This is a genomic window from Streptomyces sp. DT2A-34 (genome assembly GCF_030499515.1).
In the GTDB taxonomy this organism is placed as follows: Bacteria; Actinomycetota; Actinomycetes; order Streptomycetales; family Streptomycetaceae; genus Streptomyces.
Genome location: NZ_JASTWJ010000001.1, coordinates 4,337,227 through 4,355,216, shown reverse-complemented (window position 1 = coordinate 4,355,216; position 17,990 = coordinate 4,337,227). Strand labels below are relative to the sequence as shown.

At 67.9% G+C, this 17,990-nt stretch carries 4 protein-coding genes; all 4 read left to right on the top strand.

The genetic code is table 11. From position 1 onward, the window contains the following. Positions 1-72: 72 nt before the first annotated feature. Genes QQM39_RS19105 through QQM39_RS19090 form a run of 4 tightly spaced genes read left to right on the top strand, consistent with a single transcriptional unit; the run spans position 73 to position 17,763 of the window. Entirely contained in the window at positions 73-3,246 is a 3,174-nt protein-coding gene (locus QQM39_RS19105) for a DEAD/DEAH box helicase (protein ID WP_301998194.1), read from the top strand. Then, a complete protein-coding gene (locus QQM39_RS19100; RefSeq protein WP_301998192.1) occupies positions 3,243-8,744 on the top strand; it encodes a hypothetical protein in 5,502 nt (1,833 codons plus the stop codon). The genes QQM39_RS19105 and QQM39_RS19100 overlap by 4 nt, the downstream gene beginning before the upstream one ends. Then, positions 8,741-15,454 carry a DEAD/DEAH box helicase gene (locus QQM39_RS19095; RefSeq protein WP_301998190.1) on the top strand — a complete coding sequence of 2,238 codons (6,714 nt, stop codon included), beginning with the start codon at positions 8,741-8,743 and terminating at the stop codon, positions 15,452-15,454. The genes QQM39_RS19100 and QQM39_RS19095 overlap by 4 nt, the downstream gene beginning before the upstream one ends. Next, a complete protein-coding gene (locus QQM39_RS19090) occupies positions 15,451-17,763 on the top strand; it encodes a UvrD-helicase domain-containing protein (protein WP_301998188.1) in 2,313 nt (770 codons plus the stop codon). Before QQM39_RS19095 ends, QQM39_RS19090 begins: the two co-directional genes overlap by 4 nt. The last annotated feature ends 227 nt before the right edge of the window (positions 17,764-17,990 follow it).

Sequence of the window (17,990 nt, the reverse complement as noted above, 5' to 3'; positions counted from 1 at the left end):
TCCAGGGCGATACAAAGGATGGGCGGCAGCACACCGCACATCACGAGCACACAGTCCACAGAGGAGCACCACGTGACCACGGCGATGCAGCCCGAGGTTCCTGAGGCGCGCGACGCCGAGGAGGCGCGGTCGGCGTACCCGGCTGGTACGAAGCCGACCTTCGCGCCCGGCGCCCAGGTGCGCATCCGCCACGAGCAGTGGCTCGTGAAATCCGTCGACGAGTCCCGCGACGGAATGATGGTCGAGGTCAGCGGGGTGTCCTCGTTCGTCCGGGGCACGGACGCGGTGTTCTACTCCGGCCTTGACCAGATCGACGTACTCGATCCGCGCAAGACTCGGCTCGTGCCCGACGACACCTCCAGGCACGCCAAGGCCCGCCTGTACCTGGAGGCGGTGATCCGCAAGACCGCGCTGCCGCAGACCGAGCACGGCATCGCGCTCGCCGACTCCTTCCTCATGGATCGGCAAGAGCACCAGCTGCGCCCCGCCGAGCTTGCGCTGTCCATGCGCAACCCGCAGCCCCGGCTGCTGATCGCCGACGTCGTCGGGCTGGGCAAGACGCTGGAGATCGGCATCACACTCGCGGAGCTGATCCGGCGCGGGCGCGGCGAGCGCATCCTCGTGGTCACGCCCGCCCATGTGCTGGAGCAGTTCCAGCGTGAGCTGTGGACCCGCTTCGCCCTGCCGCTAGTGCGCCTGGACTCCACCGGCATCCAGCGCATCCAGCAGGAGATCCCGGCGGGCCGGAACCCGTTCGCCCACTTCAAGCGCGTCATCGTCTCTGTCGACACCCTCAAGTCGGCGACATACGCCCACCACCTGGAGAACATCACCTGGGACGCGGTGGTCATCGACGAGTCGCACAACCTCGTGAACAAGGGCACCCGCAACAACCGCCTCGCACGCCGTCTCGCCGAGCAGACCGACGCGCTGATCCTGGCCTCCGCCACCCCGCACAACGGCGACGCCGAATCCTTCGCCGAACTGATCAGGATGCTTGACCCGGCGGCGATCGCCGACCCCAAGAACTACAAGGTCGCCGACCTCGACCACCTTTACATCAGGCGCACCAAGACCGACCGTGAGGTGCGCGACGGCCTCAAGAACAAGCCCTGGGCCGAACGCGGCGACTCCCTGCCGGAGCCGGCTCCGGCGACACGGAAGGAGGTCGCCGTTCTGGAGAAGCTCGCGAGCGAATGGACGCCGGGCGACCCGAACCGTTCGTCGGCCTGCGCCGATCCCCTGGTCGGCTACAACTTCCTGAAGGCGTTCCTCTCCTCCCACGTTGCCCTGCGTGAATCGCTGGCCAAGCGCCGTGCCTACCTGGACAACCCGAAGAGCGTCACGGCGAAGGGCAAGGCCAAGACCGCTCCGGACACCCCCGAGCGTCGCGCCGCTCGCGCCGCCGAGAGCAAGGCCCTGGCGGAGCTGGAGGCGCTGGTCGCGGACTTCACCGACCAGGACTCCGCCAAGCTCGACGCACTCGTACGCATCCTCAAAGACCTCAAGGTTGGCCCTGGAGCCGAGCGGCGCGTCGTGATCTTCTCCGAGCGCGTCGACACCCTGGACTGGCTGGCCGATGAGGTCCCGGCCCGGCTCGGCTTCAAAAAGAAGAACCTGGCCAAGCCCGACAAGACGCGTCCGTGGAAGGCGTACGACGGCGCCGTCGAGGTCATGCACGGCGACACCACCAACGAGCAGCAACAGCGGGAGATCGTCGACCGCTTCGGGCGGCGCGAGGAGCCGGTGCGGCTGCTGTTCACCGGTGACATCGCCTCCGAGGGCGTCAACCTGCACCACCAGTGCCACGACCTCATTCACTACGACCTGCCCTGGTCCCTCATCCGCATTGAGCAGCGCAACGGACGTATTGACCGTTACGGACAGGCGGTCAGCCCCGAGTTCCGTGCGCTCATCCTCACCGCCGACGTGCCCTGGCGGCGCGACGAGGAGAGCGGCGAGATGCTCACGCTCGACGACCGACTCGTCGGCGCTCGTCTACTGCGCCGCGAGGAGCAGGCGCACGAGATCGAGACCGGCGAGGGTAGCGCCGAGGCTGTCACCGGTCTCTACGACCACAAGAAGGAAGAGGACCGCCTCACCCGAGACCTCGTCAAGGGCGGCACCGTCGAGCGCTCTATCAAGCAGTCCCAGCAGGAGTCCGGCGGGGTCCTCGCTGGGCTCCTCGCCGGTGCCAACGCCCGGCTCGCCGACCCGACGGCTGCTCCGGCCACCCTCGGCACATCCGCGGTGCCCGAGGCCGACGTACCCCACGTCTTCGCCGACACTAAGGCGTACTTCCACACCGCCGTGGACCTCATCTACCCGCAGGCCGAGCGCGAAGCCCTCGACTGGAAGCCCGAGACGGCGGGCGGCCGTATCGAGTTCACGCCGCCCGACGACCTGCAGTACCGCTTCCGGGAGCTGCCGAAGTCGTACCTGGATCAGGAGAAGATCCTCACGACGTCCAAGTACGACGGCACGCTGCGTCTCACCTTCGACAAGCAGTACGCCGCCGACCGGCTGGAGGCCGCCCGCAACGCCAAGCAGGGCAAGACGGACGAGCCCACGTCCCAGTGGCCCAATGTCTCCTACGTTTCCGACATCCACCCGGTGCTCGACTGGGTGACGGACAAGGTCCTCGCCAAGCTCAAGTACGACGAGGCGTTCGTCCTCGCCTACCAGCCGGACGTCGGCAAGGCCAAACGGATCGACGCGGCGCTGCCGGCGGCCCTCACCGGCCCGGTCTACCTCCTCCAGGGCGTCTACTCCAACGCGGCGGGCAAGCCGACGGTCGTGGAGTGGATGGCCGTCACCGGCCTCGCCGAGTCCAGGCCTCGCGTATGGCGCATGGACTCGGCGTTCCTCGCCGCCTGCGGCGTAGGCCCCGACATGCCCGGTCGTGCCCAGCCCGTCGACCCCGACCTCCTCAAGGAACTCGTTCCCGCGGCCGTCGACGCGGCCGAGACCCACCTGCGTGAGCGTCGCGCCGACTATGACAAGCAGGTCGACTCCTACCTGGCCCCGTATGAGGACCGGGTGCAGGTCTGGGAACAGGGCGCCCTGATCGCCGTCGGCAACCAGGAGCGTCGCCGCAAGCAGGTGTACGACACGGCAGCCCGCCGGCGCGCCCTCGTACGCCGTCTGCGGACCGACGGCGACCCGATGCTGCGGGTCCTCGGCGTCCTCGAACCCCTCCACCCCATCACCGTCTCCGCCGCACACGCCGAGGAGTCCGCACGATGAGCTACACCTACGACTCCTTCGCCAACCGCGGCGAATACTTCTCCGCCCACTACTTCAGCGAGGAGCTGGAGAACACCCTCAAGAAGAGCAAGGCGGGCGACGAGGGCCTGTTCACCCTGTGGACCAGCCGCGAGACCGACCCCCACGACCCGCAGCCCACTCCGCGCGAACTCCTCCCCCGGCTCCGCGGTGAGTATCTGGCCACCGTGCGCCCCTTCCTGGCCTCCCGCGCCCAGCAGGAAGAACCCGGCAGCACCTACGACGACCCCACGGGCGAGTGGGCAGAACGCCTCGCCACCTGGCACACAGCCGTCCTCAAGGCCCTCGGTTACGGCGGCGACCGGCCTGAGCCGATCACCGTGCACAACGCGGGCAAGGAGTACGAACTCCAGGTCGCCTGGCACGGAGACGGCATTCTCGCCGTCGACTGCGGCTGGACCGCCAAACTGGACGACGCCCTCGACCCCGAGAAGGCCGGGCAGCTCCTCCACTCCCTCAAGACCGCCGACGGCCTCCTCGAAGTCGGCGAGAAGCTGGCGGGCTGGCTCTTCCAGAGCGAACTGCACGAGCCCGGCGGCGACGGACCTCGCTTCATCCTGCTGCTTTGCGGCGGCGTACTCGTCCTCGCCGACCGCAACTCTTGGGCCGAAGGCCGCTATCTCGCCGCCAACCTGGACGCGGCCCTTGCCCGCAACGACACGGCGAAGGCCGGCGAACTCTCCCTCCTCGCCGCCCTCTTCTCCCATGACATGCTCGCGCCCCGCCTCGACGGCAAGGGCCGCCGCATCGACGATCTGCTGAAGGCGTCCCGTGACAACGCCGTCGGCGTTAACTCCGAGCTGCGTAAGGGACTCCAGCACTCGGTCGAGATCATCGCGAACGAGGTACTTGCCCGCCTGCGCGATGCAGAGGTCGAGCCGCGGGAGATCGAGGACCTCAAGAAGGGCCCGTTCGCCAAGCAGCTCACCCGCGAATCGCTGCGCTACCTCTACCGCATCCTCTTCCTCCTCTACGCGGAGGCCCGCCCCGAGCTGGGCATCCTGCCCGCCGACGACTCGACGTACCAGACCGGGTACTCGATCGGCCGCCTGCGCGAACTTGTGGCGCGCGAGCGAAAGCTGGTCGAGGAAGACAGCCGCAGAGGTTTCCACCTCTACGCCTCCCTCGATGTCCTCTTCAACAAGGTCAACTACGGCCATCGCCCGTACGGTACCGAGACTGACGACGACAAGCCCGCTGAGGAACGCAGCGAACTACGCGGCCTGCGCTTCGAGCCGCTCCGCAGCGAACTGTTCGACCCCAAGGCGATCACCCTCATCGGCCGCCGCATCCTCCACCCCCACTGGGACGAGGATGGCGACGAGCAGCCGCGATGGCTGGACCTGCGGCTGCGCAACGCTGCGTTGCATCAGGTACTGCGCCTGCTGACCATGAAGGAGGCCGGCCAGAAGGGCAGACAGGGCGGCTTCATCTCCTACCGCAACCTCGGCATCAACCAGCTCGGCGCCGTCTACGAGGGCCTGATGTCCTACACCGGCATCATCGCCAAGGACGAGCTGGCCGAGGTCGCCAAGCCCGGCGCGAAGAAGGGCGACAAGCAGTACGGCGATCCCGAAAAGGGGTCCTGGCTCATCCCCGCTGACCAGCTGACCAAGTACAGGGAGAACACGTACGTTGTGTACTCCGCCCAGGACGCCGAACAGTACGGTCTGCGTGGCCCCAAGAAGTACGACAAGGGCACCTTCGTCTACCGACTGGCCGGCCGTGACCGCGAGACGTCCGCCTCGTACTACACCCCCGAGTCTCTAACGAAGGTCACCGTCGAGCTGGCACTCAAGCACCGCCTCGACCAGGAGAAGGACGCCGACGGCAACACGGTCAAGACCCGCGCGAGCGAGCTCTTGCGCTACACGATCTGCGAACCGGCTCTGGGGTCCGGCGCGTTCCTCAACGAGGCGATCAACCAGGTCGCCAAGGAGTATCTGAAGCGCCGTCAGGATGAGTTGGGTGTCAGCCTGGACACGTCGAAGACGCTCGATGCCGAGCAGAAGGTGAAGGCGTACATCGCCCTTCACAACGCGTACGGGATCGACCTGAACTCGACGGGTGTGGAGCTGGCGGAGGTGTCGCTATGGCTCAACACCATGCACCCCGGCATGCGTGCACCCTGGTTCGGACTGCATCTGCGGCGAGGCAACTCGCTTATCGGAGCTCGGCGTTGGGTGTACGAGGCCGAGCGCATCAAGAAGGAGCGGACGATCGGTGCACACACGCCGATCAAGCTGCCGTTCCGGGCGGCTGGGGATGGCTCCGAGCAGTTGCTGCCGGATGGGGCTGTGCATCAGTTCCTTCTGCCGACGCCTGGGTGGGGTGCGGTCGCGGGGGCGAGCGGGGAGGCGAAGAAGCTGGTGGAGCAGCTCGCCGGGCCGCAGTTGGAGCAGCTGAAGGCGTGGAAGAACAGCATCAAGGCGAAGCCCAAGACAACGGGCGGCAAGGGCAGCCAGCTCGCCCGGTTGCAGGCTGCGGCCCTTCGCGTCGAGTTCCTCTGGAAGCTGGTCGCCAAGCGCATGGAGCTGAGCGAGCAGGAGATCGCCCGCACCATCGATATGTGGGGGACGGATCGCGAGGAGGATGCGGAGGAGTACGCCTTCCTCCGCCGCGACAAGCAGAACCCGGACCAGAGCCTGCCACTGACCAAGGAGCAGGTCTTCAAAGACCTCTTCGCGGCGGAGGGCTCCCCGTACTGGCGGCTCAAGCAGGTCATGGACGCGTGGTGCGCGCTGTGGTTCTGGCCGCTGGAGAAGGTAGGGCTGCTGGACGGGGCGGACGCCGAGTACGCGACGGCTCCGGTAGTGACGGCGCAGGCCGGGGCCGACCTGGATGCGTTGCTGTCGTCGGTGGCCGGTCCGACGGCGGAGGCCGAGGAGCGCGCGCCCGAGCCAACACCTGTGCCTCAATTCCTTGAGCCCGGCCTGCTGTTCACCATGAACGGCGACCAGATTTCCCTGGGCGAGGCTGAGAGCGACGACGAGGCCGGGAAGAAGAAGGAGGCCAAGAAGAAGCGCGGCTCCTCCGCTCCCAAGAAGCCCAGTGGACCGGCACGCCGCCGCGACGTCATTCCGCTGGCGGACATGGACGACTGGATCGCCTTCCTGGAGTCCATGCTCGGCACGGGATCGGTGCCGGAGGACACCCTTGCCACGACGGTCGACTCCCTGAAGGAGTTGAAGAGGCTCGAAGACCTGATCCAGGCCGAGATGGGCATGGACGACGCCCGTAAGGCGGTTGAGACGCGGTACCCGTGGATGCGGGTCGTTCGCGATATCGCTGAGGAACAGGGTTTTCTGCACTGGGAGTTGGACTTCACAGGTGTCTTCGCCGGTGAGGCGGGGGGCTTCGACCTTCAGGTGGGTAACCCGCCGTGGGTGCGGCCGGAGTGGAAAGAGGATCCGGTCCTAGCGGAGTACGAGCCTTGGTTCATGCTCACGGAGAAGCCGAAGGCGGAGGACAAGAACCGGCGGCGGGATGTCGAACTTGCACGCGAGGAGGTGCAGGAGTACCTACTCGGCGAGGTGACTAACACGGTGACCATGGCGAGCTACCTCTCGTCGGCGCCCGTGTACCCGCTGATTTCGGGAAGCCAGCCGGATCTGTATCGGGCGTTCATGTGTGAGGTGTGGGATCACGCGGGGAGCGGCGGGGCCGCTGGGATGGTGCACCCGGACACTCACTTCGCGGGGGACAAGGAGGCCGCGCTGCGGGCGGCGGCGTACCGGCGGCTGCGGGTGCACGGTGACTTCGTCAATGCGGGCAACCGGTTCTTCCCGCCGCCGGTGGGGCGGTCGAGCCACTTCGGTGTGCACATCTATGGGGCCGAAGGTGAAATCTCCTTCGACTCGTTGTCGTGGCTCTTTACTGTCGACTCACTTCGCTTGTCCGCCTCCGCTGAGAACACGGGCACCGATCCCGGCGTCAAGTACGACGGCGACTGGGACGAACGTCCGCACCCGAAGCGGGTCGTCCGCGTGACGCCGGACACCCTCAAGCGGTGGCGTCGGCTGGCGGGTGATGAAGGGCCTTTGGAGCACACGCGTCTGGTCACGCCGGTGAGTACGGCGGAGGACCCGGCGATCGACGCGCTGGGGACCTATGCCTTGCGCCTCGGCGCGCTGCGTCCGGACATTTCACCTGGGTACCACGAAAGTGGCGCCAAGAAGACGAAGTTCGGTCCGAAGAAGGACCAGCGGCTCATCGACTACAACACTGGTATCGACGGCCAGGACGACTACCACGCGAAGGCGTGGAGCGACGTCATCCTCAAGGGACCGCAGATCGGCGTTGCCAACCCGATGTTCAAGCAGCCCAGCCAGGGCGGCGGTGAGGTACGTGGCCTTGACCCGAAGGGGCTCGCGGACGACGCGGTGCCGGAGTCGGAGTACCGGTGCGTGGCTCCCCACGAAGTGTTCCTGGGCGAGCAGGATAGGTGGCCCGACTGGGAGAGGTACGAGGCGCTGCTTGCGTCCGACGAAGAGAGTGCGCAGGCCCGGCTCCAGATTGCGGAGCAGCGCAACGTTCAGCCGGAGGAAGTCGCGGACGAGCAAGTCGAGAAGTTCCTGCTTGCCAAAGCGAGTTATCCGTACAGCGAAGACTTTCGGGTTGCGTGGCGGGAGAGGGTCGCGCCTGATACGGAGCGCGCCCTCTATGGAGCGTTGCTTCCGCCAGGGACAACGCACGTCCACGCAGTGCGTTCCGCGCGACTGGCGACAAGGAGCCTCACTGCTCTCACCGCAGGCTTCCTGGCCGCGTTGCCTATCGACTACCTGCTTCGGACCGCTGGAGTCGGACACCTCGACGTTGCTCAGGCCAAGCGGCTTCCGGCACCACAGAGCGAACACCCCCTCGCCTCCGCCCTCCTCCTCCGTACCCTCCGCCTCAACGCCCTGACTGCCGCCTACGCCGATCTCTGGGCAGAGCTCTACGACCCCAAGTGGCTCGGCTACGAGCCCTGGGCGATCAACTGGCCCAATCTCAAGACCGAGCTGCACAACGTGACCCCCACCTGGCAGCGGGACACCCCCCTCCGCACTGAGTACGCCCGCCGTGCCGCCCTCGTCGAGATCGACGCGCTCGTCGCTGTCTGGCTCGGGATCGACGCGGACACACTCATCGTCATGTACCGGGCCCGTTATCCGATTACGCAGGACTTCGACCCGGTGACCTGGTTCGATGCCAACGAGAGGAAGATCGCTGGGGACCGGTACACATACGGCTTCGACCAGACCAAGGACCACTGGACCCGGTTCGAGGAATATCGCGAGGCCTACGAGAAGGATCCGAACACCGACACCCCCGTCCCCGACGGCTACACCGCCCCCTTCTACAAGGCGAACCGCGAGCGCGAAATGCGTGAAGCCCACGCCTACTTCAAGAAGCGCCTCGACGAAGCCGTAGCCAAGGGTCTGTGGGACCCGGAGAAGATGGAGGTCCCGACCCCGTGAGGCCGACCCTCGAAGCACAGGGACTCAAGGAGAGCCTGCTCCAGTACCTGTCCACGACGTACGGCCTCGCGGACGAGGGCGCCCGTAAGGCGCTGAACGCCTTCCTCGGGGACGAGACGACGGGCATGTTCCGCGGACCGTACCTCCGCCTGCGTACCCCCTTCACCCCGGCCGACGACGGCTGGCAGCAGCACCTGGACTGGGTCCGTACCGACGACTGGACGCCGTACGCGCACCAGGCCCGCGCCTTTGCCCGGCTCACCTCCAAGGACGGCCACACACCTCAGCCCACGCTCGTCACGACAGGCACAGGTTCCGGCAAGACCGAGTCGTTCCTGTACCCGGTTCTCGATCACTGTGCCCGCGAGCGCGCGGCCGGGAACAACGGGGTCAAGGCGGTCTTCCTGTACCCGATGAACGCCCTGGCTACGGACCAGGCGGCCCGTATCAACGATCTGCTCACCGATTACGACGAGTTGAGCGGTGTCCGCGCCGGCCTGTACATCGGGGAGAAGGCAGCGACGCACTACGACCGGGTCTACACCCGCCGCCAGGACATGCAGCTGTCCCCGCCGGACATCCTGATCACCAACTACAAGATGCTCGACCTGCTCCTGCAGCGCGCGGCCGACGCCCCGCTGTGGGACGGCAGCGACATCCGCTACGTCGTCGTCGACGAGTTCCACACCTACGACGGCGCGCAGGGCACCGACGTCGCCATGCTGCTCCGCCGTCTCGCTATCGCCGTCGATGCCAACCGCCCTGGCATGCCGCTGGGCTCGATCACCCCCATCGCCACCTCCGCGACCCTCGCCTCCGGTACCGATGAGGACGGGGTACAGCAACTCCTCTCCGTGGCCACCAACGTCTTCGGCACGGAGTTCACCGAGGACGCGATTGTCGGCGAGGACCGGCTGACGGTCGACGAGTTCATCCTGGGCGAGGACGAGTCGATCCCGGACGCGAGATTCCTCCCTGGTCAGGCCACGCCCCCCGAGACCCTCACCGCCCTTCCGGATCCGGCATCCGGCCCCGAAGAGCTCGCGGACCTCGCCGAGGCCGTCACGGGAAGCCGGATCACTGACCCGGTCGCCCTCGGTACCGCGCTCAAGCGCAACCGGCTCACGTACGCCGTCCTGAACGCCTTCGACGGCACGGTGCGCACCTACGACGAGGTGCTCGACGTGATGCGCCGCAGTGGGGCGAAGAGCTGGGACGAGGCGATCACGACACGACCACAGATCGCCGCGCTGGCACTTGCCCGCTTCGTCGCGCTGCTGTCCGTGGCGCGTGACCCTGACGCGCCGGCCGCGATCAGCCGCCCCTTTGTCCAGGTCGAGGTGCACCAGTGGGCGCGGTCCGTCACCCGCATGCTGCGGGGCGTACTGCCATGGCCGAAGGCCGAGTTCGCGTGGGACACGGCCGGGGCGCAGAGTCAGTCGCGTACGACGCCGGACACCACCACCTCCCGCGACACCAAGGTCTTCCTGCCCGCGGTGTACTGCCGCGAGTGCGGGCGTTCTGGATGGTCGGTCCTCGCCCCCGAGTCGGACTTCGAGGAGCTGAACTTCGAGGCCCACAAGATCCGCCGGGCCACCGTCACCGCCGAGAAGGCCAAGGTGCGCACCCTGGTGGCGGCCACCGACAACGAGGCCCGCGAGGGCAATGGCCGTACCGCCATGGACCCGGCGGCGCAGAGGTCGCTGACCACCGGCGGCGCGGGCGTGCTCATGGTGCTCGATGGTCTGTCCCAGCGTCTGCGTCTTCCCGATCCCCAGGGCGACTATGACGACGAGGGCAATCCGGCTCCCGCCGGCCCCGACTCTGCCTTCGTCCTCGTCCAGCTCGGCGACACGGCGGAGCGCGCTGCCAAGGACGACTGGTGCCCGGCCTGCGGCACGCACAACGCGATCCGCTTCGTCGGTACGGGTGCTGCTGCCCTCGCCGCCGCGTCCGTCACCCAGTTGTTCACCGGCGGGGAGATGGACAAGGAGCAGCGTGAGACGAAGACGCTGATGTTCAACGACTCGGTGCAGGACGCCGCGCACCGGGCGGGTTTCGTCGCCTCCCGCTCGTACACCTTCTCCTTGCGGGCCCTGTTCACCAAGCACCTGAGCGAGCAGCGGCCCAGCGCGCTCAACGACCTTGTCGCCGATGTCGTCGCGGCCACCACTGACCGTGAGACACTCGCCGCCGTCGTCCCGCCGGACCTCCACGACGACACGGGCGTGGCGCGTCTGCTGTCAGGTAAGGGGCGCGGCGGGGACAATAAGACCTGGGACCTAATTGGTGAACGGTTCGCGTTCGAGGCCGTGATGGAGTTTGGCCACCGCTCCCGCAATGGCCGTACCCTCGAACTGACCCGTACCGCAGCCGCCTGGGTGGACATTCCCGACGAGCAGGCGGCCGTGGCGCTTGTACGCGCCGCTCATGAGGAGGCCGCGCACCGCGGGTTGACGCTCACCGAACACGACGCCGCCCGCTATCTGGCCTTCCTGCGCGGCCTGTTGGAGCGGCTGCGTACGCGTGGAGCGGTTGGGCACCGGTGGCTGGAGAAGTTCCTCGACGAGGCGGGCACCAGCCGTTACTTCATCTGGGGCGGTCGCCCGAGGGGCATGAAGGCCTTCCCCAAGGGGGTTTCCGCGCCGAGCTTCCTGCTCGCGCGGCCCAAGCCGAGCAGCGAGTTCGACTTCGCCGCCGGACGTCTGTCCTGGTACCAGACCTGGGCCCAGCGCTGCCTCGACATGACCCGCGAGCAGGCCGACGAGTTCTGGGTGCGGCTTCTGCCCCGGCTCACCGACGCCGGGCTGCTCGCTGCGCGCACCCCGAGCGACACGGCTGCCCGTCTGTACGGCCTTCAACCGGGCGCCATCCGGCTGCAGTTGCTGACCGACGCCCAGGTCAACGAGGCGTATGTGCGCTGCCCGAAGTGCTTCTGGGAGCAGACCGTCCATCCCTCGCTGCTGGCGCAGTACCACGGGCAGCCCTGTCAGGCGTATCGCTGCACGACCGGGCGGCTGGTCGCGGGGGATCGGTGGCTGGAGACCGTGGACCGGCACGACCGGGACCGCGACTACCGCGACGACTACTACCGCAGCCTGTACCGGCGAGCGGGTACTTACCAGGTCATTACCGCCGAGCACACCGGTTTGCTTTCCCGCGGCAAGCGCGAACGCGTCGAGGACGCCTTCCGCAACGGCGAAGGATTCAACGACCCCAACGTGCTGTCCTGCACGCCCACCCTGGAGATGGGCATCGACATCGGCGATCTGTCCGCCGTCGTCCTGGGCGCCCTACCGCGCCGTCCGGCCAACTATGCCCAGCAGGCGGGTCGGGCCGGACGCCGTACCGGAAATGCCTTCCTGCTGACCATTCCCGACCGCAAGCGCCGCGACCTGTACTTCCTCGACCGGCCACGGGACATGATCGACGGACGGATCGTGCCGCCGGGCTCGTATCTGTCGGCCATCGAGATCCTGCGCCGTCAGTACACCGCCCACCTCCTCGATCTCGCGGCGCGGGGACGGCTGCTGCGCGAGGACGGTAGGCCGCTGGCCGCGCTGTCACGCCGGGGCGACGAGCTCTTTGGCCCCTCCGGCTACCTCGCCGACTTCACCGACGCCGCCCTCGCCCATGGAGAGGAACTCGTCGCCGACTTCCTCGCCCTGTTCCCGACCGGCGTGAGCGACACCGCCAAGGCGGAGCTGGAGAAGTACGCGGTCCGCGGCATCCGCAGCGCGATCGAGAAGGCCGAGCGGGAGTGGGAGCGCGAGAACCAGAAGCTGCGCACCCGCATCCGTACGATCCGTTCCGCGATCGACGAGCTCAAGGACGGCGACGACGAACAGGCGGATACGAAGGCGGAGTTGGAGGCCGAACTCGGAGCCATCTCCAAGCAGGGCGCCACGCGCCAGCGTCAGCCGGCCCAGACCGTGTTGTGCGACCTCGGCTTGCTGCCCAACTACGCCCTCATCGACGCCACGACCACCCTCGACGCCACCGTCTTCTGGCCCGAGGGCACCACACCGGAAGGCCGGCCCCGCTACAAGTCGAAGTCGTTCTCATACGGGCGACCGCGCGGCTTCGCTCTGTCCGAACTCGCCCCTGGCAACACCTTCTACGCCGAGGGCTACAAGCACCGGATCACCGGTATCGACATCGTCACCGGCCGGGACCAGGACTGGCGTCACTGGCGCTTCTGCCCCTCGTGCGGCTACGTCCGCACCGAGAACGCCGAGAACGACATCACGCCCTGCCCGCGCTGCGGGGAGACGGGCATCGCCGACTCCGGCAGCCTGTGGCAGATCGTCCAGCCCAGCGTCGTGACGGCCCGCGACAAGCGGGAGGACGCCAGGATCGGCGACGAGAGCGACGACCGCGACCGCCGCTTCTACACCGTCGTCGACATGGTCGACATCCACCCCGACCACTTCGCCAAGGGCAAGTCCTGGCGGCACACCAAAGAGATCTTCGGCGTCGACTACACCCGCCGTGCCGTCATCCGCCGTATCAACACCGGACCGCTCAGCATCGGCGCCCAGGAGAACGACCAGCTCGCCGGGAAGCCGGTGCGCATCGCGCCCTTCCACGTGTGCACCGCCTGCGGAGCCGCGAGCGCCGACGGCCGGCCGGTGTTCGACGACGACCGGGATGCCGTCGACAACTCCGCCAACCGCCAGCGCGAACTCAAGCACCACACTCCCTGGTGCCCGTTGCGGCGCGGCAAGAAGGGCGTTCCCCAGGAACCGGTCTTGCTCGCCCACGAGCTGGAGACCGAAGCGCTGCGCATCCTGCTGCCGGCCGCAACCGTCCTCGTCGAGGAGAAGGTCCACTCCTTCCAGGCGGCCCTGCGCCTGGGCGTGGACGGCGCCTTCGGCGGTGACCCGCAGCACCTCGCCACCACCCTCGCGACCATGCCGGACCGTGACACCGCGGAGAAACGGCACTTCCTCGTCCTGTACGACCGTCTCCCGCACGGCACCGGCTACCTGGACCGGCTCACCGACCCCGCCGCCTTCCGGCAGGTGCTGGAGGGCGCGCGCCGGCTGCTCGTGGAGTGCCCCTGCAACGAGGAGGGCGGGCCGGCCTGCCACCGTTGTCTGTACCTCTACGCCGACGAGCAGTACATCGAGCGCGTCTCCCGCCAGGCCGCCCTGGAGATCCTCGACGAACTCTTGGGCACCGACACCGACGCCTGGGACACCAAGAAGGTCGGCAACACCGATCAGATCGGTCTCGACGGACAGGTCGAGTCCGATCTGGAGGCACGCTTCCTCAAGGCCCTGCGCGGGTGGGCAGGACAGCGCGGCGACGCCGTGTTGGAGGAGAGCGGCGACAACAGCGCCTATCTGCGTCTGGACGAGGTCGGCACCGTGCACGGCTGGCGTCTGACAGCGCAACGCAACGAGGGTTACACCCGTACCGACTTCACCTTCGAACGCGTCGACGGCCCCAAGCAGAAGATCACTGTCTACCTCGACGGGCACCGCTTCCACGCCTCTCGCCGACACAACCGGCTCGCTGGCGACGCCGACAAACGCAACCGGCTCCGGGCCGAGGGGAGAATCGTCTTCCAGCTCACCTGGGACGACCTCGACGCCTTCGAGCGGCAGACGAACACGGCGGAGTCCGGCGCGGGGCGCGAGGCGGCCGAGCCGGTATGGCCGCCGTACCCGCGCAGTGCCCAGGACCTCGCCAAGCAGCTCCACGCCGACCGTGGCGGCGACGACCTCGCGACCACCGCCTTCACCGACCCGATGACCATGCTCCTCGCCTACCTGCGCAGCTCGGACGACGCGGCCTGGGGCAAGCGGGCATCAGCCATGGTCGGCGGGCTCCTCGGAACCGGCCAGGAGATCCTCGTCGGCAACGGCACGCCCGACCAGACGCGTCAGACGCTCAGCGGGCTCCTCGACGCCTGGGGCCGAACCGACGGCATCGACCCGGCGCCCATCCAGGGCACCGGCACGCTCAACCTGTTCCAGACCTGCGACCAGTCCGGTCTCCCCGTCGCCTTCCTCGTGGATGCGGCCACCGGCCACTGGTCCGCCCTGGCCTGCCTCGACGACACCGCGCTCGACCAGCTCGGCACGCCCGAACACAAGGCGCGCTGGCGCGCCTGGCTCCAGTGGTCCAACATCCTGCAGTTCCTCGCCCACGACGGCGGCGATGGTATTCAACTCACCACAGCCACCGCGGCGCGCTTCGACATCTCGGTCCTCAAGGCCTTCGGCGGCCTTGGTGAGCTCGAGTCCCTCGTCGTGCGGTACGGCACCGGCACACCCGCGCCGCAGCCCGTACCCGCAGAGGCCTCCAACGAGACTCCTCTCGAAGCAGCGGTGCGGGATCTGCTGTGGGACCAGGAGATCCTCGAATACCTCGACGAGGACGAACCCGACGCCCCCCTCACCCGCCTCGCCCACGTCTTGGCCGACGGCGGCAAGAAGGCCCCCGCTTACGGGTACGAGCTCGGCGAACGCGGCTGGCTCGCCGACTTCGTCTGGGACCACGGCACCCCGCAGATCGCCGTCATGGCCGAGCCGTACGACCAGGAGGACGAGGAAAGCGACAAGACCTGGAGCGCTTATCGCGACGCCGGGTTCACCATCCGCTCGGCCGACGACTGGCTCGCCGATCTCGATGCTCTGTTGAGCGTGCTCCCCGACGCCACCGCCCGTCCCGACTCCGAAGAACAGAGTGCCGCCCGATGACCGCACGCCTGAGCCTCTACCAGAAGGCCGAGAATGAGCTCTACAAGATGGACTCGTCGGTCAAGACGAAGTTCTACGACTTCTGCCACCAGTTCCGTCTTGACCCCGATCACCCCAGCCTCGACCTCAAGCCCCTCAAGGGCGACGGCCGGATCTTCCGCGCCAAGATCGACCGTTCGTACCGGGCGCTGCTGGCCCGGGCGGGGGTCGGCGCCGACGGTGTCCAGCAGTGGCTGATCGTCGCCGTCCGCCACCGCAAGGACGTCTACGAAGAACTCACCGTCGCCATCAACCGGATCACGGGCGAGATCGAGTTCGTCGACCTCGGCGTCGTCGGTCAGAGCGTCCTCCAGCGCGCAGGACTCCAACTCACGCCGGCCCAGGACGAGCACACCGCACCGGCCGAGCCCACGCCCGCCCCCGTCGTGACGCCACAACCGGCCGCCCCCGCCGAACCGCTCCTCGTCGGCTGCACCCCCGAGGACCTGCGCCGGCTTGGTGTCGCCGACGCCCTCATCGGCCCGGCCCTCGCCGTCACGACCGACGAGGAATTCGACCAGCTCATCGCCGGCGCCCCCCGCCTGACCGCTGAGGTCCTCACGGGCCTCGGCTCCGGCATGTCCGTCGACGAGGTCGAGCGTGAGATCACCGAGCCTGCCTCCGCCGAGCTCGAACCGGGCTTCGAGAACGACATGGCGGCGGCCCTCACCCGCACCGCGGTCACCACGGTCGACGACGACATCCGCAACGTGCTGGCCGAGGGCGACTTCCGAGCCTGGAAGGTCTACCTCCACCCCACCCAACGCAAGATCGTCGAACGGAACTACAGCGGCCCCGGCCGGGTCAGCGGCGGCCCCGGCACCGGCAAGACCATCGTCGCCCTGCACCGGGTCGCCCGCCTCGCCGCGGCTCTGCCGCCCGGCCACGGCAAGCCGATCCTGCTGACCACGTACACCAAGAACCTCACCGCCGATCTGCGCTCCCGACTCACCTCGCTCATGGACCCGGCGCTGCTCGGCCGCGTCGACATCAAGCACATCGACCAGCTCGCCCAGAGTGTCCTCAACGAGAACACCGCGCCCGGCGCACAGCGCAGCCTGATCACCGACGACCGGGCGCTGGACGTGCTGCGCGAGGTCCTCTTCGAGCACGACGAGCAGCGCTGGGACGCCGAGTTCCTCTTCGACGAATGGGAGCAGATCGTCCTCGGCCAGTCCCTCGGTACCCGTCAGGACTACTTCAAGGCCCGTCGCGCCGGTATGGGCCGCGCCCTCAACCGCCCCGAACGCGCCGTCGTCTGGAAACTGCTCGACCAGTTCGCCCTGCGCCTCAACGGCATGGGCCGGGAGACCTGGGCCCAGGCCGCCGAGCGCGCGGCGCGGTACGAGATGGAACGCGCCCGCAAGATCCAGACGCGGGCCGAGCGCAAGGCCGACATCGGCGGCGGCGACCTGGCCCACCTCGACGACAACAGCTCCGCGATGCGCTACCTGCGTCACCGCTACCGTCACATCGTCGTCGACGAGGCCCAGGACCTCAGCCCCGCCCACTGGAAGATGCTGCGCGCCATGGTCGCCTCCGGCCCTGACGACCTGTTCATCGCCAGCGACACCCACCAGCGGATCTACGACCGGCAAGTCACCCTTTCCACCGTCGGCATCAACATCCGCGGTGGCCGCTCTTCGAAACTGACGCTGAGCTACCGCACCACCCAGGAGATCCTCGACCAGGCTGCCAAGGTCGTCCGCGGGGGCATCTATGACGACCTCGACGACGGTACCGACACCCTCGACGGCTACCACTCCCTGCTGCACGGGCCGGCCCCCGAGTACGTCGCCTGCACCGACTGGACCGACGAGATCACACAGCTTGCCGAGGCCCTCAAGCAGTGGCGCGCGGATATCACCCAGCCCGGCGAGGACGGCACCGTACGCGACCCGAGCGGCACGATGGCCGTCTGCGTCGCCGACGGTGACATGGCCGGCCGGGTCGCCGCCGACTTGGAGACGAAGCACGGCATCACCACGGCGACCCTCACCAAGGACGGCCCGCAGGGGGGCGGCGAGGTCCACATCGGAACGATGCACCGTTTCAAGGGACTTGAGTACCAGAAGCTCGCGGTCATCGGCGCAAGCGACGGCATCCTGCCGCGCACTGCTGTCGTCGAGAAGTACGAGACGACCGACCCCAAGCGGTACGAACGCGAACTCAAGAAGGGCCGCAACCAGCTGTTCGTCGCCACTACCCGAGCCCGCGACGCGTTGCGCATCTCGTGGCACGGCAGGCCGAGTCCGTTCCTGCCGCTGTAGGCCTCTGTTTGGACTCTGTGCCGCTGCGACCACCGCCATGGGTTGTGGCACTCTCGATTTCAGCGGGACCTGTCGCTCTCCCCGTGGTGGTAGCCCAGCCCTCAGATGGCGCGCAATACCTGCTGGACTGTGGACGTTGTACCCGCGTCGAGATCGAGAGTGTGCCTGTGTTTGGCCCTAGTTCCGGCAGTCGCACCTGAGGGGACGACGAGGATTGTCGCGTGCCT